Source organism: Psychrobacter sp. AOP22-C1-C5 (genome assembly GCF_052378885.1).
GTDB lineage: Bacteria > Pseudomonadota > Gammaproteobacteria > Pseudomonadales > Moraxellaceae > Psychrobacter.
In genome coordinates, this window is sequence record NZ_JBQSYC010000013.1 from 27,694 (window position 1) to 48,164 (window position 20,471).

The window sequence follows — 20,471 nt, forward strand, 5'->3', positions numbered from 1 at the left end:
AAAGATAGTGGGTTTTTAAATGACTGCTACTTTATCAACTACTGATGACCTAGATTTTGCTGGTCAGCTCAGGCAATGCTTCGAACAAATCTGCTTCTAAGTAGTAATCTGCGATGCTGGCGATAGGTGATTCTGGGTCGTTGTTGATAGCAACAATAACCTTAGAGTCCTTCATACCGGCTAGATGCTGAATAGCACCTGAGATACCAGCAGCAATATAAAGCTGCGGTGCAACGATTTTGCCTGTTTGACCAACCTGCATATCGTTTGGTACATAACCAGCATCAACAGCAGCACGAGAGGCACCAACCGCTGCGCCCAATTTATCAGCCAATGGCTCGATGTATTTAGTGAAGTTCTCACCATTTGCCAGTGCACGACCACCAGAAACCACGATACCTGCTGAGGTTAATTCTGGACGATCTGATTTGGCCATCTCTTCATTGACGAAGCTTGCTTTGCCAGTTTCTTGTACATTGTCAATCGTTTCAACAGTGGCTGAACCGCCTTCGCTTGCAACTGGATCAAAAGCCGTCGTACGGACAGTCAATACGACTTTGTCTTCTGACGTTTTAACTGTCGCTGTTGCATTACCTGCATAGATAGGGCGCTCAAAAGTTTGCGCATCTATGACAGCAGAAATTTCTGATAACATGCTTACGTCAAGTAACGCGGCAACGCGTGGCAAAAAGTTCTTACCAGTAGTGGTGGCAGGCGCAAGGATATGACTATAGTCGCCTGCAATATCAGCAACCAACAGCGCAATGTTACCAGCTAATTGATGTTCATAAGCTGCGTTGTCTGCTAATAATACTTTAGTTACGCCTTCAGCTTTAGCCGCTTCATCAGCTACTGCTTGGTTGCCACTGCCCGCAACTAACACATGAATATCATCGCCCAATTGTTTAGCAGCAGCGATAGTATTTAAAGTTGCCTTTTTTAGACTGGCATTGTCATGTTCTGCATATACCAAAATTGCCATGATCTTAATCCTTTATTTTTTGTGTCATCTATTCATTCGGTTGTTTGTGTACAACGTTATGTATCTTTGCTCTTAGCACAAAACTGTTCTGATACGATAACCTTGTACATGATAGGCTGTAGCGAAGTATTAGATTACTTTTGCTTCGTTTCTTAGCTTATCAATCAACTCATCAACTGAACCCACTGTAATACCAGCTTTGCGGTCAGCAGGTGGCACAACTTTAATAATTTCTTGCTTGGTTGCCATATCAACACCAAAATCAGCTGGCGTCTTTTCATCAAGCTGTTTTTTCTTCGCTTTCATGATGTTAGGCAACTTGGCATAACGTGGCTCATTCAAACGTAAGTCAGTGGTAATCACTGCTGGCAAATCAAGTGCTACTGTCTGTAAGCCGCCATCGATTTCACGAGTGACATTGACTTTATCACCTTCAACTTTTACTTCTGAAGCAAATGTACCTTGACCAATTCCCATCAGGGCTGCAAGCATCTGACCAGTTTGGTTATTGTCATCATCAATCGCTTGCTTACCTAACAAGATAATGTCTGTACTTTCGCTTTCGGCAATACTTTTTAGTATCTTAGCGACTTGTAGTGGGTATGGTTTTTCATCGGTAACGACCAAAATACCACGATCCCCGCCCAATGCTAATGCTGCACGAATCTGCTCTTGCGACTCTTTTGGACCAATCGAAGCCACGATGACTTCGTCAATAACACCCGCTTCTTTTAGACGCACCGCTTCTTCTACTGCAATTTCATCGAATGGGTTGATTGACATCTTAGTGTTCGATAGATCAACGCTAGAGTTGTCAGCTTTTACACGAACTTTTACGTTATAATCAATGACACGCTTGACCGCTACTAATGCTTTCATACGTTCCTCGTTTATTTATGTTATGAATTAAAAATTGTCAGTTGAGAACCAAAGATTTATGGTGATTCAAACTGTCGTTCAAAATTGTACTCAAGGTTGTTGCTGCTCAGCATAAGACCAAAACTCAGTCAGAAAATCTAATGATAAAGCTATATTAGTATTATCCACACTATCAATGAAATTTGCTGAAGCTAAGCCAACCGTTATTATCAGACCTATGTATCTTGCGTGAGCACAGACATAACGTCAAGACAACGCCGTGAATAATGCGTCATAAATTTGTCACCATTCTATAAAAAATAGTTTATAGGCACATCGTCTCAGCACTTGTCTTACTCGAATTCTAAATCTCTCATACCTTTATAGCATTGCAGGCACAGGATTGATTTAATATTTTGTTATTATTTATCTAAACGTGTTGAAATACTAACATCGTATCACGATGAATGATTTTCAGGTTTCATCAACAACTCGCTGTCGCGTATGTCATTAAATAACGTCAAATCAGGTGTGACATCATCTTTTTTAATCACGCTCATATCGCCTGTCGTCTCCATGATAACGGCAAATATTTCAGTCTTAGATTTGATACCGTTTTTGCGCAGTACTTCTTGGACGTCGCTAGTAGTGAGGTTGGCTTCTTTTAAATTGTCCGAAAGGTATTCACCATGTGCCATTAATATGATGGCTTGATTGTCGATCAAGGATTTCAACGGTTTCACTTTACGTCTGATAACCGAGATAATACCTTGAATTAAAAACAAGACGGCGACAGCAAACAGGCCCTGAAGCAAAGATGGCGTGTCAGATATTACCGTAGACGCGAGTATACTACCAATACCAACTGTCATCGCAAAATCGTGACTTGACAGCTTAGAAAAGCTTCGCAATCCCATTAGCCGCGTAAATAGCATGAGGCCTATATAAAACCCTATTGCTGATAGAGAGATACCTAGTACCTGCTGCCAATCCATTGATAACCAAGTTTCCCACTTCATAAAAACCCTTTTTTATTGCATGTTTATTGCATTACTATTTTTGTTGCCCAATGACACAAATGGCCATCAACTATATCAATTTAATTTCAGAAAAATGGTATAAAAAAAGCAACCTGATGAGAGGTTGCTTTTTTTTGAAGTTGAAACAGTATTTTTATTGTTTTAACAAACAAAGTAATCAATGCATATTGATAATCTAATAGATATTAAACTTACTGAAAACCAGCTCGTTTAATAAGCAATGAGATTAGATAGCTTCGATTTGCTCAGCTTGTGGGCCTTTTTTGCCATCACCTAAGATGAAAGACACTTTTTGGCCTTCGGCTAAAGTTTTGAAACCATTACCTTGGATAGCGCTGTAGTGAGCGAATACATCTTGTCCGCCATTGTCTTGAGCGATAAAACCAAAACCTTTAGCTTCATTAAACCACTTTACAGTGCCTTCAACTTTATCTGACATAAATTTTCCTAACTCTTTAACTGTTGGCGTGACTTGTGTCATCACCGATTAATTGATATATATTCAAATCATTTCCTGCTTAATTTGATAGTCAAAACCATCAGATCATCTTATAAACATTATAAGATTTTCGCATGAAATCCCTTGAATACATCTTGATTATAACAGCTTTTGATAACCGCAACCGCTTAAATTGATGATTTTTGTAAACAATTATAGTTAATTTAGGCAAACTGAAGTAATTGAAGGATGGAGATATATTATATTGATATTAAAGATATTTTTATAAAAACATCTTTAATAACGTAAATAAAAATGAACATCTTGATCCAATAACAAGGTGTTTTGGCATAATAATTAGATACTAATATCAATATACTTTACTGCAATATGGGTAACCACTGTGAGCTTAACACTAACAAACAAAGCGCAAAAAATATCAACGAAAATGACTGACTATAAGCGATATATTTAGCAGGAACAACCAAGTCTTTAGGAGAATCAGGGATACCTTTGCGTTTTAATAATCGCGTCCCATAAACCCAACCAAAGGTGGTATAAATACCGTAGGCAGCTGGTACGGCTATAGCAAGTGGTGTCAGATCAATCGCGTATAAAATGACTACAGATATAAAGAACCATAGGGTATCTAAGAGTGAGCTAATTTGAAAAAATTTAGATTTTGGCAATTTGCCATCTGTCTTTTTGAGCATTTCTCCTTCTATCCAAATTAACACTGCTATCACGGCGCTAAGGGTAACATATACGAATTGCGGCGTTAGCCAGTCAAGATAAGATATTTGCACAACACACAACCTGTAATCTATGAAAAATAAGAATAAAGAGATATTTTTTTTATCTAATAGCTCAGAGTTCAACGAAGATAATGCTCGTTGTCTCCTCGAGCGAATCATTAACGATTATAATGACGTTTGTCTATATTAGGCAGTTATGACGAGTTTTCAACCCACATGAAGACATGCCTATAGAAACATTGAGCATACAGCACCCATTAAAAAACCCACGCTATTGGTTTATAGCATGGGTTTTTTATAACTAACTTTTATAATACTTAATATAAGTTTAGTTTTTGTCTTTATCGATAATTTTATTGCCGCCGATCCAAGGCATCATGCCACGTAGTTTAGCACCAGTTACTTCGATTTGATGCTCAGCGTTGTTACGGCGACGAGCAGTCATTGATGGATAGTTGGTTGCACCTTCAGAGATGAACATTTTTGCGTACTCACCAGACTGAATGCGTTTTAGTGCATTACGCATGGCTTCACGTGATTGCTCATTGATGACCTCAGGACCAGTCACATATTCGCCGTATTCAGCATTGTTACTGATTGAGTAATTCATATCAGCGATACCGCCTTCATACATCAAGTCGACGATAAGCTTAAGCTCATGTAAGCATTCAAAGTAAGCCATTTCTGGTGCATAGCCTGCTTCAGTTAGGGTTTCAAAACCCATTTTTACCAGTTCAACTGCACCGCCGCAAAGAACCGCTTGCTCACCAAATAAGTCAGTTTCAGTCTCATCTTTGAAAGTGGTTTCAATAATGCCTGAGCGACCACCACCAACGCCAGCGGCATACGATAGTGCCACTTGCTTGGCTTGACCTGAAGCGTCTTGATAAATAGCGATAAGATCAGGAATGCCGCCGCCTTTAGTGAATTCAGAGCGAACGGTATGACCTGGCGCTTTAGGAGCAATCATGATGACGTCAAGGTCACTACGCGGTACGACTTGGTTATAATGAATAGCAAAACCATGGGCAAACGCCAGAGTCGCGCCTTCTTTGATGTTTGGCTCAATCACGTCACTATAAAGCTCTTTTTGGAACTCATCAGGCGTCAAAATCATAACCACGTCAGCCGCTTTTACGGCTTCTTCTACTTCAGCAACTTTTAAGCCAGCGTTTTCAGCTTTCTTCCATGAGCCTGAGCCTGCGCGTAGACCAACCGTCACTTCGACATCTGAATCTTGTAGATTAAGAGCGTGTGCATGACCTTGTGAACCATAACCAATAATAGCAACTTTTTTGCCTTGGATAATCGATAGGTCACAATCTTTATCATAATATACGTTCATAAGTAGAGTCCTTTTCCTCAATCATGGCTAACCATGGATAAATGAGCGTTTAGTTTACAGTCACTATAAGAAGGTGAGCTGCTATATAAACGCGATGTTAAGTTTTGAATAAATAAATTTAAAATACGGTATTTGAAGCAAAATCAACGCTGATTATAGACTAAGCGTTTTTTCGCCACGTGCAATCCCAATTACGCCTGAACGCACAACTTCCATAATACGTTCACGACCAAGTACATCGATAAAACCATCGAGTTTTGCTTTATCGCCGACGATTTGAATGGTATATAAATTGGCATTTACATCGACAATCTGAGCACGGAAAATATCTGCGCTACGTTTGATCTCTTCACGCACACTACCCGTTGCACGTACTTTGATGAGCATTAGCTCACGCTCAACGTGCACAGTGTCAGAAAGATTGTGCACTTTAACCACTTCAATCAGCTTATGCAATTGCTTGGTGATTTGCTCAATTCTTTCAGGTGAGGTAATGGTCGTTAACGTCAAACGTGAAATACTTGGATCATCAGTAGGTGCGACGTTTAATGTTTCGATATTATAGCCACGTTGTGAAAATAATCCGACCAATCGCGACAACGAACCCGCTTCGTTTTCCATCAATACCGAAATCAGATGTTGTTGTTGCATTAGGCACGCTCCCCTTTTGTTAGCCACATATCACGCATGGTTTGCCCAGCAATGTGCATCGGGTATACATGCTCATTACGATCGACATAAACGTCAATAAATACCAATCTGTCTTTTATCGCCATGGCTTCAGCCAACTGTGCTTCCATAGTTGCAGGATCGGTAATCTTGATGCCCACATGGCCATAACTTTCAGCCAATTTCACAAAATCTGGTAGCGAGTTCATATAAGACTGCGCGTGACGACCTTCATACAACATATCTTGCCACTGTTTAACCATACCTAGTTGCGCATTGTTTAGGTTTAAGATTTTGACTGGTAAGTTGTACTGTAGGCAGGTTGATAGCTCCTGAATATTCATCTGGATAGAGCCTTCACCAGTAATACAAACCACATCGCGATCTGGATTTGCAAGTTTGGCGGCCATGGCATACGGTAAGCCAACACCCATCGTACCAAGACCACCCGAATTGAGCCATTGGCCTGGTTCTAGATAAGTATAGTAGAGTGCAGCAAACATCTGATGCTGACCGACGTCACTGGTAATAATAGCGTTGCTATTGGTGACTTTGTCTAATGCTTGTACGACACTTTGCGGCTTAATACCATTGTCTGTGTTAGTGTCATAACGCAAACCATGACGCTTACGCCATTCATTGATCTGTGACCACCAGTCTAGCAAAGCATGTTGCTCTAACTCTTTATCGTTCCCGATGATATCTAACATGTCAGTCAATACTGATTTTACATCTCCAACGATAGGAATATGAGCAAGAATCGTTTTAGAGATCGAAGCTGGATCGATATCGATATGAATAATTGTTGCATTCGGACAGAATTTTTTGACATTATTGGTTACGCGATCATCAAAACGCGCACCAATAGCCAAAATGACATCCGAATGATGCATGGTCATATTGGCTTCATAAGTGCCATGCATACCCAGCATGCCTAAAAACTGACGGTCAGAACCAGGGAAAGTACCAAGACCCATTAACGTGTTGGTCACAGGCAAGTTTAGACGATGCGCAAGCTCCGTTAGCTCTTTGTGAGCCTTGCTCCAAATCACACCGCCACCCGCATAAATTACCGGACGCTGAGCTGCTAACAAGGTCTCAACCGCTTTTTTAATTTGGCCGCCGTGCCCTTTCATTGAAGGCTGATAAGAGCGTATAAATACTTCTTCTGGGTATTCGTACGCAAACTTTTCATTAGGAGCCGTCATATCTTTTGGTACATCAATAACGACAGGGCCTGGACGTCCAGACTGTGCAATATAAAAGGCTTTTTTAACAATACTTGGGATTTCGCTCGCATGACGTACCTGAAAGCTATGCTTCACGATAGGACGCGATACACCGACCATATCTGTTTCTTGGAAAGCATCTTCACCGATTAGGCTACTTGGAACCTGACCCGCTATCACCACCATCGGTACAGAGTCCATATAGGCGGTCGCAATAGCAGTCACCGTATTGGTCGCACCAGGGCCTGACGTTGCCAACACGACACCTGTTTTACCAGTCACGCGTGAATAAGCATCGGCCATGTGGCCTGCTGCTTGCTCATGACGCACTAAAATGTGCTCAATGTGTTCTTGTTGAAACAAGGCATCATAGATATGAAGAACAGCACCGCCTGGATAGCCAAAAATATATTTGACACCTTCATCAGTCAGCGATTGTACCAACATTTCAGCGCCAGACAGCATTATAGGCTGCTTACTGTTTTCAACAAGGCGTTGTTGCTTCTCTTCAAAATTTTTGGCAGCATTACCCGTTTGGGTATGTCCAGTCATGTTTGGACTTTGCGTGGTTTGCGTCACTGTCATCACCTTTTTTTGTGGCAAAAAATTGCGTTATTTCATGAAATAAAACAACCACGTTTACACATTGTTGTCCATCTCGTAAAAACGAATGCCAATTCTTGTACATAACAAGAATTTGTGCCCGCTGTATTTCAGCAATATGTGTAAGGTCAGTTTTGTGACAGGGGTTTATCGATATACAGTGACAAGATGCAAGTGCATCTGTAAAAGAAGCTCATTATTTATGCGTAGTACTGACCAAGTATCAGCCAGCATTCGTATCAATCAATTGGTATAGATATTCAAGTATAGATAGAGAAAAATACTCTCATGGCCAATAATACTTATAAAATCATTCAATTTTACGTATGGCTTATAAGGAGAACTCTATCAGTAAATATAGTACCAATCTAACACAACCGCTAAAACAACATATAGCGACTGTCAAATAATAAGTTTATCTTAGTCATTGTAGACAGATAAGTCCGGAGACAATGTATAAGGTTATTCATAGTGTTCACTATTTTTCTTATAGCATTGTCACAAAGAAAATAAAGCTGCATGAGCTACTGATAAGCAACTCATAGTTTTTATTTTCAAGTGCCACGGCAATGTAGTAAAAGCCGTTCACTGACCAATCAACTGTTATTATATTCGGTGGTTTACAAGCTATTGTCAAGAAAAAATTCTAAAGCCCATACCTAACTATTGGTTATTAAATAATATACATCCATAAGGATTATTTGTTAAAATCAAACCTTCAAAAATTTTTGATACTACATCACCATTCAGATGTTATATTTATACGTATATATATATCTGTTCTTATCAGTCAAGAGGATTGCGACAATGGCATATGCGTTTAAGATAGATAATGCTGCCAAACTACTTGTCAGTACGGCGTGCATGCTAATACTGTCAATGAACGCCAGTCAAGCCGTTCAAGTTTATAAGTCTATTGGTGCGTACGGAGAAGTCAAATACAGTCAGCATGCGCCGCAAAACGGCAAAAATGTTGAGCTGATTGAATTTCGTAGTGACGGTAGACAAAACAATGCGGGACAACTGGCAGGCAAAACCGATGCCAATCAAAATGCTAATACTCAAACTGCTGAAGAACAGCGAGTTGCTCAGTTAGAAGCGCGTATTAAAGAGCAAGATGCTCAAGCCAATGCTCAGCGTTGCCAGTCATTACGCAACAACTTGACCAATCTAAATGTTGGTGGACGTATATATGAAATGGATGCCAATGGTAAACGTCAGTATCTGGACGGCCGTGAAATTGAGCTTAAGCGTGAACGTGTTCAGCAGGCAATCACTCAGTATTGTAGCAACCCTACTTAAGACCTAGTCCCAGACTCCATCACATGACGAATGGCTGCTGGCATATCTTGAGCTTGCAGCCCTCGTTGTCCAACCAGTAGCATATTGCTTTCATTACTACTTGTCTGATTCACTAGCGTATCACCTGCTAGGCCATGAATAACCACTGCCTGATGCAGGCTACGCACCTCTGATTGTAGATCTTGTTGCGCCAACAGCCCAGCAACAACGCCAGACAATACATCGCCCATGCCAGCCGTTGCCATACCAGCATTGCCAACACCGCAAACATAAACTTGGCTATAGTTTGAATTTTGCTCTAATATCAAAGAACCTGCTCCCTTTAGCACCCAATCCCCGCCATAAGTCACAGCGCATTGTTTGATAGCTGCTAATCGGTTGCTTTCTACCTGACTTATCTTTTTATCGAGCAACTTAGCAGCTTCACCACTATGCGGTGTCAAACATACCTGATGATCGGCGCTATGTTCACGTAGCTGAGTAATTAGCTCATGGTTGTCCATTTGTAGTGCTGCTAAATGGTAAAGGCCGTCAGCGTCAATAACAATTGGTTTTTTTTCGGTTATAGCAGCTTGTATATAACTTATAAATATTGCTTCTGCTTTTTCATCACGCCCCAATCCCATGCCAATAGCAACGACACTGGCCGTTTTAATCAAACGCTTCACACCTTCTACATCATGTAAATCGATGGTCATTGCGTCTGGTAACGTCGTCAATAAAGCTCCGTGAAAAGCCTTGTGACAAGCGACGGTGATTTTCCCCGCTCCTGTTGCCATGGTGCTGGACGCAGACAGTATGGCTGCTCCACCCATACCTTGAGAATCATCGACACGATTACCCCCAATAACTAGAACATGACCATAACTGCCTTTGTAGCTGTTTTGACGACGAGCATTTAAACTGTGCGCAGAAGTTAGCAGCATAGCAACTGGCGTCAGTGCCTGATTGAAACCTTGTTGTCGGTTACTGTCTTTAGCAGATGCTTTTTGATAAGGTATCAGCGGTATATCAAGTACTTCTCCGCTGTAGTCTGCCCCGTCTTTGGTATGCAGACCGAACTTTCGCGCAATCAAACATAAGGTTATATCTGCTTGGATGGCTATACGGTTGAATACCTCGCCAGTAGAAGCAACCAACCCACTCGGGATATCGACTGCCATTGTTAAGCCGGTATTTTGTTGTACTGCCTGATTGAAGGCATGGATCGCCTGTTTATAAATACCTTCAGGTGCACGGTCTAGTCCAATACCAAACAGCGCATCGATATAAACATCTGCTTGCAAAGATGTTTCTGAACCACTCTGACTACCGTTAATATCTTCAAAACGTTGATAATCACAACCAGTTGATAGGGCTACTTTCAATGCCTTTATAGCGTCCGTTGTTACGCTTGCCGCATCAGAAACCTCTCTCGTATTACCTACTTCAAAATCACGATTCTCAAAGCCGACCGTTATTACTTGAACGTGCCAGCCAGCTTGTTGCAAGTAAGAAGCGATTAGCCAACCATCGCCGCCATTGTTGCCTTTTCCAGCCCAGATACTGGCTCTGGGCTGGCGAGTATGACGGTAATAAAAACTGCCATTGCCTGATGACAACTTATTCAAGCAATTTCGCTCGTAAAGCTGCTCAATATGCTGAGTCATTTGCCACGCCGCTTGTTTCATTAGCCCAAAACTGTCATAGCCTTCTGCAAACCATGCTTGCTCCATCGCGTATACTTGCTCACTATTATAGAGTGCTACAGGTGTTGTGGTTTTTTGACATAATAAATTGGAATACATTTGCATGGCTAACCCTCGACTACTTTTATTGGTGTATTTTTTAGTATAGTAAAAATGGTTTATTTCTTAGTGTTATTAGCTTAACAAAGCTGACTTTGACTTATGTATTAATATGAATACGAGTTTATTTGTTTTTATGCTTGCGCTCTTCGCTCACTCGCTTATCATAACGGTATTCACATCAATATCTATTGCCATACATGAATCATTCATCTGAACCAAACGTATCAACCTCTTCAGCTAAGCAGGCATCAGCCAAATCATTGCCTTCTATTCCCAATCATAAGTCTGAAAAGAAAATTGCCATCAACAATATCATCACATTTGAGACTACAGCAAATGTTAAACAGTGGATTAAAGAACAAGCTCAATCACTAGGATTTGCTGATTGCGGTTTTTTGTCTGTTCATCATCCTCTGTTTGCTCAGCAAATTATCCAGTTGCAACAATGGTTAGACAAAGGGTATGAAGGTCAACTGCAATTCATGCACCATAACCATCATCTACGCGCTCATCCTGAACAATTAGTAGAGGGCGCAAAAACAATCATTAGTGTGCGCATGGATTATCTGACTCAAACGCCAAAATCTCGTACGGTTAGTGATAATGACCATCCCAATCAAGGCATTATTGCACGCTATGCTCGAGGACGCGATTACCACAAGACCATGCGCAGCCGTTTAAAGCAGTTGGCGTTAAAGATTGAAGCTATGCTTCCTGAGTGGCAGCACCTTAATATCGGCTCAGAACAAGATTTTATTTTTAGACCCTTTAGCGACTCTGCACCTATCTTTGAACGTCCCATTGCAGAAGCAGCTGGCCTTGGTTGGACGGGAAAGCATACCTTGCTATTAAATAAACAAGCGGGCTCGTTTTTTGTATTGGGTGAGCTGTTTGTCAGTCTTGAGCTGCCCGATGATGAGCCAGTCAAAGCCCACTGCGGTAGTTGTAGCGCCTGCATTGATATTTGCCCCACGCAGGCCATTATCGCGCCTTATAAACTCAACGCTTCTGCTTGCATCTCGTATCTCACTATCGAGCATGACGGTATTATCGATCCAAAATACCGCCGTGCGATTGGTAATCGTATCTTTGGTTGTGATGACTGTCAGCTCATTTGCCCATGGAACCGTTATGCCAATCTCACACCTGTAGAAGACTTTGCACCGCGGCACAACCTAGACAACAGCAGTTTGTTAGAGTTGTGGCAATGGCAAGAAGCAGAGTTTATGAAAAAAACTGAAGGCAGTCCAATCAGACGTACAGGCTACGTCAATTTTTTACGCAATATTGCTATTGGACTTGGCAATGCGAATGGTAGCGAAGAAACGATTCATCACCTACGCGCAAGGCTAGGTGAACATAGTAACGTTCTCGATGAGCACATAAGATGGGCAATCGTTGAACAGTACGAAAAGCTAGTCCCTACTGATTCTTAACCTTATCGCTCATATGTGCGATACCTACCACTGTTCAAATGCTTCACACAACCGCCTAAAATGAACCAATAAAAAACGCCTCTTAAAAAAAGAGGCGTTTTCTCAAAACTCATTGACCATCTAAATAGTGCTCAACGTATTGATTCAAAACATATTATGGCTTTGGTATACGCAATACTTGACCTGGATAAATTTTATCAGGCTCAGAAAGCATTGGCTTATTGGCTTCAAATATCTTCATATAATCGTTTGATGAACCATAAACATTCTGGGCAATCTTAGATAAGCTGTCACCAGATTTTACTGTATACATAGTAGATTCAGGTACATCTTCTTCAACATCAATACTGTCAACGACTTTGGCTACGTTTTGCACGTTACCAATAGCAATAATTGCTTTTTCGCGATCCGCTTGAGTTTTCGCCTTACCACTGATTTCTGCAGTATCTGTTGTGCCGTTATATTTGATTTTTAGGTCACTAATATTGATATTGTGCTGCTGAATACGACGAAGTAGAAGGTTAGCAACTGACTGTGCTGACGGTTCACTACTGGCTGCTGTTGTGCCAGCAGTTGTTTTCGTAGCTGGTGTGTTAGCAGATGCATTTGTTTCTGACTTGGCATCGTGCTTGGCATCATCTCGGTTAAATATTTTATCGCCAATATCTTTTGCAAAACTGAATACGCCCATGTTACTGCTCCTTGGAATATCATTATTTATTATTTGTGGTTATTGTCTAACGGTGATCCTATTTGGATACCATAGTTTTTCTTCGCTAGCGTTTACCATGGTGAGTATAGCCAAAGGCAAAAGCTGTGAATAGTAAGAGTATGTTGAGTAATGTTGATTTGGCGTAGCTTATGTTAATGTAATTAGTCATCTGATAACTACAATTTGACAAGCTGATAGATGAGCCCGATATTTGACATAAAAAAACCGCTTATCTTAATAGATAAACGGTTAGATAAAACTTGCTAGCTAAGTAAGTGGCAACTTATAGCTGTGCCTGTACATAATCAATTGCTTTTTGTACGGTGGTCAATTCTGCTGAATCTTCATCAGGAATGGTAATGCCAAAGTCACTTTCAAATGACATAACCAATTCGACTAGGTCTAATGAATCAGCGCCCAAGTCTTCCATAAATGATGCATCATTGCTGATGTCTTCAACATTCATACCTAATTGCTCAGCTACTGCTGCTTTAACTCTTAGCTCGGTATCGTTACTCATGTAGATTGCTCCTTTTTGATCTATTATTTTGACAAACTGCCTTAGCACTATAAGTAGGCTTTATGACATTGTATATAGAATGATGTTTTTAAATTAGTAGGTCGTCTAAATGCTTTATAACAAGTTATACGATTTGACTAATGTCTGATAAAGCCTAGCTATAATACAGGGCTTTGATATAAAAGTGTCCATCATTATAGCACCCTTTATTAGAGTTTACACTCGTTCACACAGTTTTTTATTATAAGTATGTAACACTTACTTTCAAGTTACATATACATGCCGCCATTGACAGGAATAACAGCACCTGTGATGTAACTTGCCTCATCGCTTGCTAAGAAATGCACGGCTGCTGCAATGTCTTCTGGTTGACCAAGACGACTAATTGGCACAGCATCCAACATAGAGTTCAACAGACGCTCATCCAGCTCATCTGTCATATCAGTTTCGATCAAACCTGGTGCTACACAATTAATAGTCACTTGGCGTGAACCAATCTCACGTGCTAAGGTACGGCTAAACCCTTCTACTCCGGCTTTAGTCGCAGCATAGTTAGATTGACCCGCATTACCCATTTGAGCAACAACAGAAGTGATATTGATAATGCGTCCACGGCGCGCTTTCATCATACCGCGCACCGCACGTTTGCTCATACGATAAATCGAGGTCAAATTGGTATCGATCACATTTCCCCAATCTTCGTCCTTCATACGCATAAGTAGTCCATCTTGCGTGATACCTGCATTGTTTACCAATACTTGTACCGTGCCGTACACACTTTCAATCTCTTCAAACAGTTTATCAATCTGTGCCGTATCTCTCACATCTAAGACTCTGCCAATACCGCCAGTATCATGAAGATAATCATTAATAAGCTCAGCACCTTTTTCGCTAGTCGCTGTCCCAATGACAAAATGGCCTTCTTTGGCAAAACGTTTAGCGACTGCTTTACCGATGCCGCGACTGGCACCTGTTACTAATGTAATTGTACGACTCATGATAATATCTCCATTAATTTATCAAGACGGGCAGGCTTGTCAGTAGGATAGCTAGTAATTGGTTGGGCTTGACGCTTGGCCAGATTGCTTAATACATTACCACTGCCACATTCAATTAGAACATTGATTTGTTTGTCAGTCAGCTCTTGCATGGTTTTCGACCATAGCACAGGTTGGCTTAATTGCTCAGTTAATGCCTGTTTGATGCCAATGGCGTTACTTTCAATGCGCGCATAACGATTTTGAATAACAGGAATATTCGCTTGGTCGAACTTGATACTTGCTAATATCTCAGCCAATGCATTACTGGCTGGTTCCATAAGGGCACAATGTGATGGCACACTCACTTTTAAAGGAATGGCTTTTTTGCCAGTATTTTGTACTTTATCGATTACGGCATTGACGCCCACCGAATTACCCGATATAACCACCTGCCCTGGACTGTTGAAATTTGCAGCACCAACCACTGCACCATCGACGTGTTCGGTCGCTTGCTCACATAAGTTTTCGACCCGATTGTCTTCCAAACCCAGTACTGCTGCCATGGCTGTATCGATACCTACAACAGCCTCTTGCATTAATTGACCACGCTTATGTACCAAGGTTACGGCATCGGCCAGTGATATCACATCAGCAGCACAAAGCGCACTATACTCACCTAAAGAATGACCAGCCAAATAATAAGGTGCTGTGTCCATTTTCTTTTTTAAGATACGCCAAATTGCGATACTAGCGGTCAATAATGCTGGTTGAGTATACTGAGTTTGATTGAGCTTTTCTTCATCCTGACAGATAGCCCACAAGTCTTCACCAAGCGCGTCGCTCGCCTCAGTGAAAGTAGCACGAATTTCCGGATAAATTTCAGCAAGCTCGCTAGTCATCCCGACCGCTTGTGATCCTTGTCCAGGAAAAATTACCGCAATACGCGTAGGCTGCTTTTTTACCATATCGGGTACAGAAGCCATAACCAACATTCCTTATTTAATTGGAAACATCCCTAAAAACAATGGGGGTTATTATATTATTAGATACTATATCAAGTCGTCGCTTTCATCATTCGCATAAAAAATCAACCATCAGCAAACTATACACTGACACTCACTATTATCATAGCGAATGGAACCTAGGCATGTGAAGTAATAAACGATGCTTGAATAGAAGCGTAGATTTCAACTCTCTATCTTTATATTCATCAATGGCTTAAATTAGAGTCTTTCTTAAATAACAACGATAAAAAACTTATAGCAAAAAGCCAAGTTATCCAGCCACATAATATATGATAGCGAAATAACTTGGCTTTTTTAGTTTAAAGCATATTATTTAATAATAATTGCAAAAAGGTAATGACAATCACCAGTATCATCATTACTTTTATATTTGCTATTAGACAATCAAAGACTTAAGCGTCTTGACTGACTTTGAATAATTGACGACCACGGTAGAAACCATCTTTAGTCATATGATGACGACGATGTTTTTCACCAGTAGTAGCATCTACGCTTAGCTCAGCAATTTCCATACGATGGTGTGAACGGCGCATGTCACGACGAGAACGGCTTTTACGACTTTTTTGAACAGCCATGATATAGCTCCTATACTTAAAAGGGATAAGCTTGAAATTCAGCTTTAGTCGATACTGACAGAGGCTATGTAATCAAAACAACCTAAGTCTGAATCATAATTAGTTAAATAGATTGTCACTCACATAAAGCGCTGACAACGTCTAAAATTTACAAAAAATCTAACCAGTCAGCTTCTATCAGCAAGCAACAGGTTGCTCGAATGCAATAAACCGGACATTATACGCATGTTTATTAGATTAATAAAGCCCTGCCTTGCACTCTTCTGCACAAAGCCCAGAAAAACAGTATATATCTATTAAATAAAACCTTGATACGATTATAGTTTGCCTTTGAGCGAAGCTAACGCAGCAAAAGGATTTTCATTTTCTTCTTCTTCTGGAATCTCACCAAACTGCTCAACACTCATTTCACAGTCAGTATGCTTTGGTGCCATTGGGGTCTTTAACAAAATCTCATCTTCAACCAGTTTTTTAAATGGCAATAAATGCTCTGGTGATTGTTCAGTGATAATCTCATCAAGCAATAAATAGTCTTGTTCTTCATCGACTAAGCGCACTTGACTGTCTTTTTCGAGTAAAGCAATGTTGTAATCGTCCGATAACTCAACAGCGATTGGTTGCAAGCAGCGCTGACAGGTCAGCCAGACCTCACCAGTCAATGTAAAAGCCAAATGTAGTACATTATTGCGTCGATATAAGTTAGCATTGAGCTGCATTTTTGACTGCTCATGTTCAGTTGTCAATATGGCAGTGAGACGCTTAAAAGAGTTCGGCTCTACTTCTCCTACCCACTCATACCCTGTGTCTGCCCATTTGTCTAAAGAAATATGCTCAGGCATGTTGGTAGAGACAGACGTTTTGTTAATGTCGGATTGAAGTGCTGACGACTTACTTTCTGGAGTGCTTGACATGCGAGGCCTCATTTATCAAAACGGTGTATAATATTGCCTGCCATACTAAAGGAAAGCGCCCTGCTGCGCTAGCGCTAGTATGTTAAAAAGTTTTTGTCTGCGTTGGTCTGACTTATTTATTCCTTTTATTCATCCTTTATCTGACTAGTGTTTTATCTATGAGTTCATTTAACAATAAAACTGATTTTTCTCATCTACTGTCTTGTATTAAAGCCGGACTGTTCCTACAACACTTGACCGAGTTGACCGGCCATATTGAAGAAAATTTTATTGACTCACAGACCTTTGAGCGAAAAGACCATTTAAAGACTTGGAAAAATGAGTGGCAAAAGTTACACACCTTTGAAATAGATAATAACGTGCCATATTCAATTGAAGACAGAGAACGAGCGGCAACAGATTGGCTGATTCAATTATTCAACACCCTATTTGTTCAGCAAAATGTCATATTGGCTCATAGTGCGGGAGAACCAGAATACTTTCCAGCTCATAACGGTCAGCCAGCAAGAATTGAGTTTGCTCATGGATTTTTTGCAAGTGCCTTACACGAAATGCACACATCTCCTTATAGGTTGACATGCTAGAAACCTCTTATTCTAATAGTGTACATCGCTATATTATTTGTAGGCATCTAAATTAAAACTATCACTTCGGTGATTATTACAACCTATCAGAACAAATCACTTTTACCTATCCAAAAGATAATGGTCGTTCTATCAATTAGGTATCATAACAATTAAGTTTTTCAGGTATCTTTCACATCTTCAGAAGCATTCTTTCTAATATCATCCTATCTAAGCTATAAACGCGGACATGATGCGCTTCGCTACGTCTATCTATTAATGGTTACTTTTGATCAATCGTACCATCCTCTAATCCAGTAGATTTTATCTATGTCAGATAGGTAGAAGTAAAAGTAGTTTTCTGCTATTCATGTTTATCATTAACGTCTTTGCACATAGTATTGTCAGTTGCAAGATATCGAATCATATGAACACGGATATAATGATGGTAATATTAAAGCACGCGAGTGTAGATAGAAGCAGACCCAAGGATGTAATTCACCACGGTGATATTAGGTCTTAATGCTTATCTATTCACTAAGCGAATAAGCTGACTAGCTATAGCATTATTATGTTTGTGGGCAGAATAGTTATTCTTTATTTCGGAGATGGCTGGACGAGAGTTAGTGATACTGGACTAGTAATCTTACATAGGTGAAATGATTTGATAAATATGATTGAATAGCACAATTAATTATGTTTCATCTTTCGATACTGGCTGTGAAAAGCAATACTATAATAGCTTAGCAACGTCGGGCTCAAACTATAAGAGCTAATTATCTTCGAGCGCTATCTTAGTATAGTGAGCATGTAGCAAAGCTTTTACTTCCTTGCTAGTTGCAATTTTACCTTCCTCAAAGTCTTGAAAGATGTGCTGAGTATCTGGGTTAATAGGAATATTATCGACTGCGAAGCTGCCCAAAGTATCAAAGTTAATGCGGCGGCGCTTTTCTATTTCTTGTTTGCTAACGAGGATAGGACGATCATCGGTAATCGATGCTTCAAATTTAGAATCTTCCATACTAGCTCCTATCAGTAGTAATAAAATTGTTCAGCAAGTCAGATAGTCTTCTATCTAGACAATCTTTCTCTCATTGCTATGTCTTATTCGGCTGATTTAATTGTATTAGTGATTTAGACATCGGTAAATCATGATTGTTTAATATCAAGAGCTATTGTGACTGAATAATTCGTACTTCTAGCATCTCCTAGAGTTGCGTAACTTACTTGCTCTAAAGTTTTTTGGGACCTATATGGGCTGAATAGCTCATCAAGAGTATGGTGAAAACCACCATCATCTACTGCAAATACATAATCAAAAAATATTTTGGCCATTGCAGACTGAGGGTGGCTAGCATCGCGAAAAGATTTATTGTGACTCCAACTACCACTGTATATTTTATTGAATACTCTCTCTATATTACCAGAAACAGAATTTGAAGCATGTTTTCGAGTAATACCTGGTTTTTGCACGTATGCAGCAGCATTTTCCACAGACTTCCAAATGATATAATGCATGGTTGATACAGAGCATTCAGCTAAACATGATCTGAGAATACTAATTAGCTTTTCGCCAATAGGCGGTGCTAGATAGTTCAATCTTGACCTAGTAATCAGGTAGCTTAAACACTCTCCTAGCTGTAACTTTTCACACCAGTTCTTAAATTGATCATTCGCTACTAGAGCACTGGTATTTTTCTGAGATTTAGCGTTTATCAAGATTTTAGTAAGATTCTCAATACTATAAGCAAACTCAAAGATCGCTTGATAGAAATCTATCTCTAGCTCTTTTTCTTCGTTGATAGTTACGTATTCGTAGCTATTTTCAGAAGCGAGTATGAGCAGATTTCGGTTAAAAAGATGCTGTAGTATCTCTTCATCTAATTTAGAGAACGGTGATAAAGGTAATGATAAATTGTCACGTAGAGAGACTGTATTCCTTATATTATCTGCCCCTAGGCTCTCTACAGTCGCTGCGAGTAGAAGTTTATCCACATCGTTAAGCTCAGTGACTGAAGGAATACTGCTTAATTGAATGCTTCGGCATTGATTGATGTACTCTAGAGCGGTCTGTCTCTTTTCTTCTGCTAAACGGTCTTGTTTAAGACGATACTCTAAGTACTCTTGATCCATTCTTTTTTCAAGCGCCGCCCTGCAATCATCACACCGCCATCTAATAAGATCCAATCGAGTTAGCTGTGAGCGAGTATAGCAAATCTTAGTTGTACCGCAGTCTATGCATTGGCAGTCTAGTACGACAAGATGAGCATTTATTTTAACGATACTAGGTATATCCTGATGCTTAACATCAAACTCTTGACCTATTTCTTTACAGGTATATATAAAACCACTTCGTTTATCGCCTTCTCTTAACCAGTACCTCTCACAGATCAGCTTATTAGTTTCTGTTATATCTGGCTGATACTCTAGTTTTGTTTTCATACTCACCTCATAATACCGACTATATCCCGTGGATATTATAGCCCACCACTGTGAGTATTGCTATTTTTAGCAGTGGTTGGTGAGATGAAGACAGATGAACGCATGATAGCCTTTGGAAAGCGTATCCGTGATGTGCGCAGAAGCAAAGGAATATCTCAAGAAGTGCTGGCAGAGATGGCAGATATTGATCGAAGTTATATGGGAAATATCGAGCGTGGAGAGAAGAATGTCACTCTCAAAAAGGCCTATGATATTTGCGATGCATTGGATATAGATATTAAGGATCTAGTCTAAA

General features: G+C 40.1%; 21 protein-coding genes. 4 read left to right on the forward strand and 17 right to left on the reverse strand.

The window, feature by feature from the left end; translation table 11 throughout:
• Nucleotides 1-49: 49 nt before the first annotated feature.
• The 8 genes from ACT3TH_RS12870 to ACT3TH_RS12905 form a co-directional block, all read right to left on the reverse strand.
• Nucleotides 50-982 (reverse strand): electron transfer flavoprotein subunit alpha/FixB family protein, encoded by a 933-nt coding sequence (locus ACT3TH_RS12870; RefSeq protein WP_444756228.1) that lies wholly within the window; start codon nucleotides 980-982, stop codon nucleotides 50-52.
• Nucleotides 983-1,111: 129 nt separating this feature from the next.
• Nucleotides 1,112-1,861: an electron transfer flavoprotein subunit beta/FixA family protein gene (locus ACT3TH_RS12875; protein WP_444756229.1), complete on the reverse strand. Its 750-nt coding sequence runs from the start codon at nucleotides 1,859-1,861 to the stop codon at nucleotides 1,112-1,114.
• A gap of 437 nt (nucleotides 1,862-2,298) precedes the next feature.
• Nucleotides 2,299-2,859 (reverse strand): DUF421 domain-containing protein, encoded by a 561-nt coding sequence (locus ACT3TH_RS12880; RefSeq protein WP_444756230.1) that lies wholly within the window; start codon nucleotides 2,857-2,859, stop codon nucleotides 2,299-2,301.
• Nucleotides 2,860-3,106: 247 nt separating this feature from the next.
• Nucleotides 3,107-3,319 (reverse strand): cold-shock protein, encoded by a 213-nt coding sequence (locus tag ACT3TH_RS12885; protein WP_057758834.1) that lies wholly within the window; start codon nucleotides 3,317-3,319, stop codon nucleotides 3,107-3,109.
• 380 nt (nucleotides 3,320-3,699) lie between these two features.
• The gene (locus ACT3TH_RS12890) at nucleotides 3,700-4,125 is read right to left on the reverse strand and encodes a hypothetical protein (protein WP_444756231.1); all 426 of its coding nucleotides are present in this window, start codon (nucleotides 4,123-4,125) and stop codon (nucleotides 3,700-3,702) included.
• A 277-nt stretch (nucleotides 4,126-4,402) separates the two neighbouring features.
• Nucleotides 4,403-5,419, reverse strand: a complete 1,017-nt coding sequence (gene ilvC / locus ACT3TH_RS12895; protein WP_444756232.1) for a ketol-acid reductoisomerase — start codon at nucleotides 5,417-5,419, stop codon at nucleotides 4,403-4,405.
• Nucleotides 5,420-5,572: 153 nt separating this feature from the next.
• The gene (gene ilvN, locus ACT3TH_RS12900) at nucleotides 5,573-6,070 is read right to left on the reverse strand and encodes an acetolactate synthase small subunit (RefSeq protein WP_444756233.1); all 498 of its coding nucleotides are present in this window, start codon (nucleotides 6,068-6,070) and stop codon (nucleotides 5,573-5,575) included.
• A complete protein-coding gene (locus ACT3TH_RS12905; RefSeq protein WP_444756244.1) occupies nucleotides 6,070-7,782 on the reverse strand; it encodes an acetolactate synthase 3 large subunit in 1,713 nt (570 codons plus the stop codon). Before ACT3TH_RS12905 ends, ilvN begins: the two co-directional genes overlap by 1 nt.
• A gap of 945 nt (nucleotides 7,783-8,727) precedes the next feature.
• Here ACT3TH_RS12905 and ACT3TH_RS12910 point away from each other — a divergent pair.
• Entirely contained in the window at nucleotides 8,728-9,222 is a 495-nt protein-coding gene (locus ACT3TH_RS12910) for a DUF4124 domain-containing protein (protein ID WP_444756234.1), read from the forward strand.
• Here ACT3TH_RS12910 and ACT3TH_RS12915 read toward each other — a convergent pair.
• Entirely contained in the window at nucleotides 9,219-11,015 is a 1,797-nt protein-coding gene (locus ACT3TH_RS12915) for an NAD(P)H-hydrate dehydratase (RefSeq protein ID WP_444756235.1), read from the reverse strand. The genes ACT3TH_RS12910 and ACT3TH_RS12915 overlap by 4 nt on opposite strands.
• 194 nt (nucleotides 11,016-11,209) lie before the next feature.
• On the opposite strand from ACT3TH_RS12915, the gene queG reads away from it, so the two are divergent.
• A complete protein-coding gene (gene queG / locus ACT3TH_RS12920; protein WP_444756236.1) occupies nucleotides 11,210-12,448 on the forward strand; it encodes a tRNA epoxyqueuosine(34) reductase QueG in 1,239 nt (412 codons plus the stop codon).
• A gap of 154 nt (nucleotides 12,449-12,602) precedes the next feature.
• Here the strand turns inward: queG and lysM are convergent, their stop codons facing one another.
• From lysM to ACT3TH_RS12950, 6 genes are all read right to left on the reverse strand, one after another.
• Complete coding sequence (gene lysM, locus ACT3TH_RS12925; protein ID WP_444756237.1) at nucleotides 12,603-13,139, reverse strand: peptidoglycan-binding protein LysM; 537 nt, start codon at nucleotides 13,137-13,139, stop codon at nucleotides 12,603-12,605.
• Between the two features lie 304 nt (nucleotides 13,140-13,443).
• Nucleotides 13,444-13,680, reverse strand: coding sequence for an acyl carrier protein (gene acpP / locus ACT3TH_RS12930; protein ID WP_021813394.1), 237 nt, complete (start codon nucleotides 13,678-13,680; stop codon nucleotides 13,444-13,446).
• A gap of 269 nt (nucleotides 13,681-13,949) precedes the next feature.
• Nucleotides 13,950-14,684, reverse strand: a complete 735-nt coding sequence (fabG, locus tag ACT3TH_RS12935) for a 3-oxoacyl-ACP reductase FabG (RefSeq protein ID WP_444756245.1) — start codon at nucleotides 14,682-14,684, stop codon at nucleotides 13,950-13,952.
• Nucleotides 14,675-15,643, reverse strand: coding sequence for an ACP S-malonyltransferase (gene fabD, locus ACT3TH_RS12940; RefSeq protein ID WP_444756238.1), 969 nt, complete (start codon nucleotides 15,641-15,643; stop codon nucleotides 14,675-14,677). The genes fabG and fabD overlap by 10 nt, the downstream gene beginning before the upstream one ends.
• A gap of 434 nt (nucleotides 15,644-16,077) precedes the next feature.
• Nucleotides 16,078-16,260, reverse strand: a complete 183-nt coding sequence (rpmF, locus tag ACT3TH_RS12945) for a 50S ribosomal protein L32 (protein WP_057758809.1) — start codon at nucleotides 16,258-16,260, stop codon at nucleotides 16,078-16,080.
• Nucleotides 16,261-16,577: 317 nt separating this feature from the next.
• A complete protein-coding gene (locus ACT3TH_RS12950; protein ID WP_444756239.1) occupies nucleotides 16,578-17,171 on the reverse strand; it encodes a YceD family protein in 594 nt (197 codons plus the stop codon).
• A gap of 158 nt (nucleotides 17,172-17,329) precedes the next feature.
• Here ACT3TH_RS12950 and ACT3TH_RS12955 point away from each other — a divergent pair, with 158 nt between their 5' ends.
• Nucleotides 17,330-17,755 (forward strand): elongation factor P hydroxylase, encoded by a 426-nt coding sequence (locus ACT3TH_RS12955; protein WP_444756240.1) that lies wholly within the window; start codon nucleotides 17,330-17,332, stop codon nucleotides 17,753-17,755.
• A gap of 751 nt (nucleotides 17,756-18,506) precedes the next feature.
• Here the strand turns inward: ACT3TH_RS12955 and ACT3TH_RS12960 are convergent.
• A complete protein-coding gene (locus tag ACT3TH_RS12960) occupies nucleotides 18,507-18,755 on the reverse strand; it encodes an antitoxin VbhA family protein (protein WP_057758803.1) in 249 nt (82 codons plus the stop codon).
• Between the two features lie 128 nt (nucleotides 18,756-18,883).
• Nucleotides 18,884-20,176, reverse strand: coding sequence for a hypothetical protein (locus ACT3TH_RS12965; RefSeq protein WP_057758801.1), 1,293 nt, complete (start codon nucleotides 20,174-20,176; stop codon nucleotides 18,884-18,886).
• 84 nt (nucleotides 20,177-20,260) lie between these two features.
• On the opposite strand from ACT3TH_RS12965, the gene ACT3TH_RS12970 reads away from it, so the two are divergent.
• Entirely contained in the window at nucleotides 20,261-20,470 is a 210-nt protein-coding gene (locus ACT3TH_RS12970) for a helix-turn-helix domain-containing protein (RefSeq protein ID WP_058025361.1), read from the forward strand.
• Nucleotide 20,471 lies beyond the last annotated feature (1 nt).

What these genes read in the sequence shown, in the direction of transcription:
- ACT3TH_RS12870 (WP_444756228.1), bottom strand. Translation starts at nt 982, where the DNA reads ATGGCAATTTTGGTATATGCAGAACATGACAATGCCAGTCTAAAAAAG.
- ACT3TH_RS12875 (WP_444756229.1), bottom strand. Translation starts at nt 1,861, where the DNA reads ATGAAAGCATTAGTAGCGGTCAAGCGTGTCATTGATTATAACGTAAAA.
- ACT3TH_RS12880 (WP_444756230.1), bottom strand. Translation starts at nt 2,859, where the DNA reads ATGAAGTGGGAAACTTGGTTATCAATGGATTGGCAGCAGGTACTAGGT.
- ACT3TH_RS12885 (WP_057758834.1), bottom strand. Translation starts at nt 3,319, where the DNA reads ATGTCAGATAAAGTTGAAGGCACTGTAAAGTGGTTTAATGAAGCTAAA.
- ilvC (WP_444756232.1), bottom strand. Translation starts at nt 5,419, where the DNA reads ATGAACGTATATTATGATAAAGATTGTGACCTATCGATTATCCAAGGC.
- ilvN (WP_444756233.1), bottom strand. Translation starts at nt 6,070, where the DNA reads ATGCAACAACAACATCTGATTTCGGTATTGATGGAAAACGAAGCGGGT.
- ACT3TH_RS12905 (WP_444756244.1), bottom strand. Translation starts at nt 7,782, where the DNA reads ATGCTGTCTGGCGCTGAAATGTTGGTACAATCGCTGACTGATGAAGGT.
- ACT3TH_RS12910 (WP_444756234.1), top strand. Translation starts at nt 8,728, where the DNA reads ATGGCATATGCGTTTAAGATAGATAATGCTGCCAAACTACTTGTCAGT.
- ACT3TH_RS12915 (WP_444756235.1), bottom strand. Translation starts at nt 11,015, where the DNA reads ATGCAAATGTATTCCAATTTATTATGTCAAAAAACCACAACACCTGTA.
- queG (WP_444756236.1), top strand. Translation starts at nt 11,210, where the DNA reads ATGAATCATTCATCTGAACCAAACGTATCAACCTCTTCAGCTAAGCAG.
- lysM (WP_444756237.1), bottom strand. Translation starts at nt 13,139, where the DNA reads ATGGGCGTATTCAGTTTTGCAAAAGATATTGGCGATAAAATATTTAAC.
- acpP (WP_021813394.1), bottom strand. Translation starts at nt 13,680, where the DNA reads ATGAGTAACGATACCGAGCTAAGAGTTAAAGCAGCAGTAGCTGAGCAA.
- fabD (WP_444756238.1), bottom strand. Translation starts at nt 15,643, where the DNA reads ATGGCTTCTGTACCCGATATGGTAAAAAAGCAGCCTACGCGTATTGCG.
- rpmF (WP_057758809.1), bottom strand. Translation starts at nt 16,260, where the DNA reads ATGGCTGTTCAAAAAAGTCGTAAAAGCCGTTCTCGTCGTGACATGCGC.
- ACT3TH_RS12950 (WP_444756239.1), bottom strand. Translation starts at nt 17,171, where the DNA reads ATGTCAAGCACTCCAGAAAGTAAGTCGTCAGCACTTCAATCCGACATT.
- ACT3TH_RS12955 (WP_444756240.1), top strand. Translation starts at nt 17,330, where the DNA reads ATGAGTTCATTTAACAATAAAACTGATTTTTCTCATCTACTGTCTTGT.
- ACT3TH_RS12960 (WP_057758803.1), bottom strand. Translation starts at nt 18,755, where the DNA reads ATGGAAGATTCTAAATTTGAAGCATCGATTACCGATGATCGTCCTATC.
- ACT3TH_RS12965 (WP_057758801.1), bottom strand. Translation starts at nt 20,176, where the DNA reads ATGAAAACAAAACTAGAGTATCAGCCAGATATAACAGAAACTAATAAG.
- ACT3TH_RS12970 (WP_058025361.1), top strand. Translation starts at nt 20,261, where the DNA reads ATGAAGACAGATGAACGCATGATAGCCTTTGGAAAGCGTATCCGTGAT.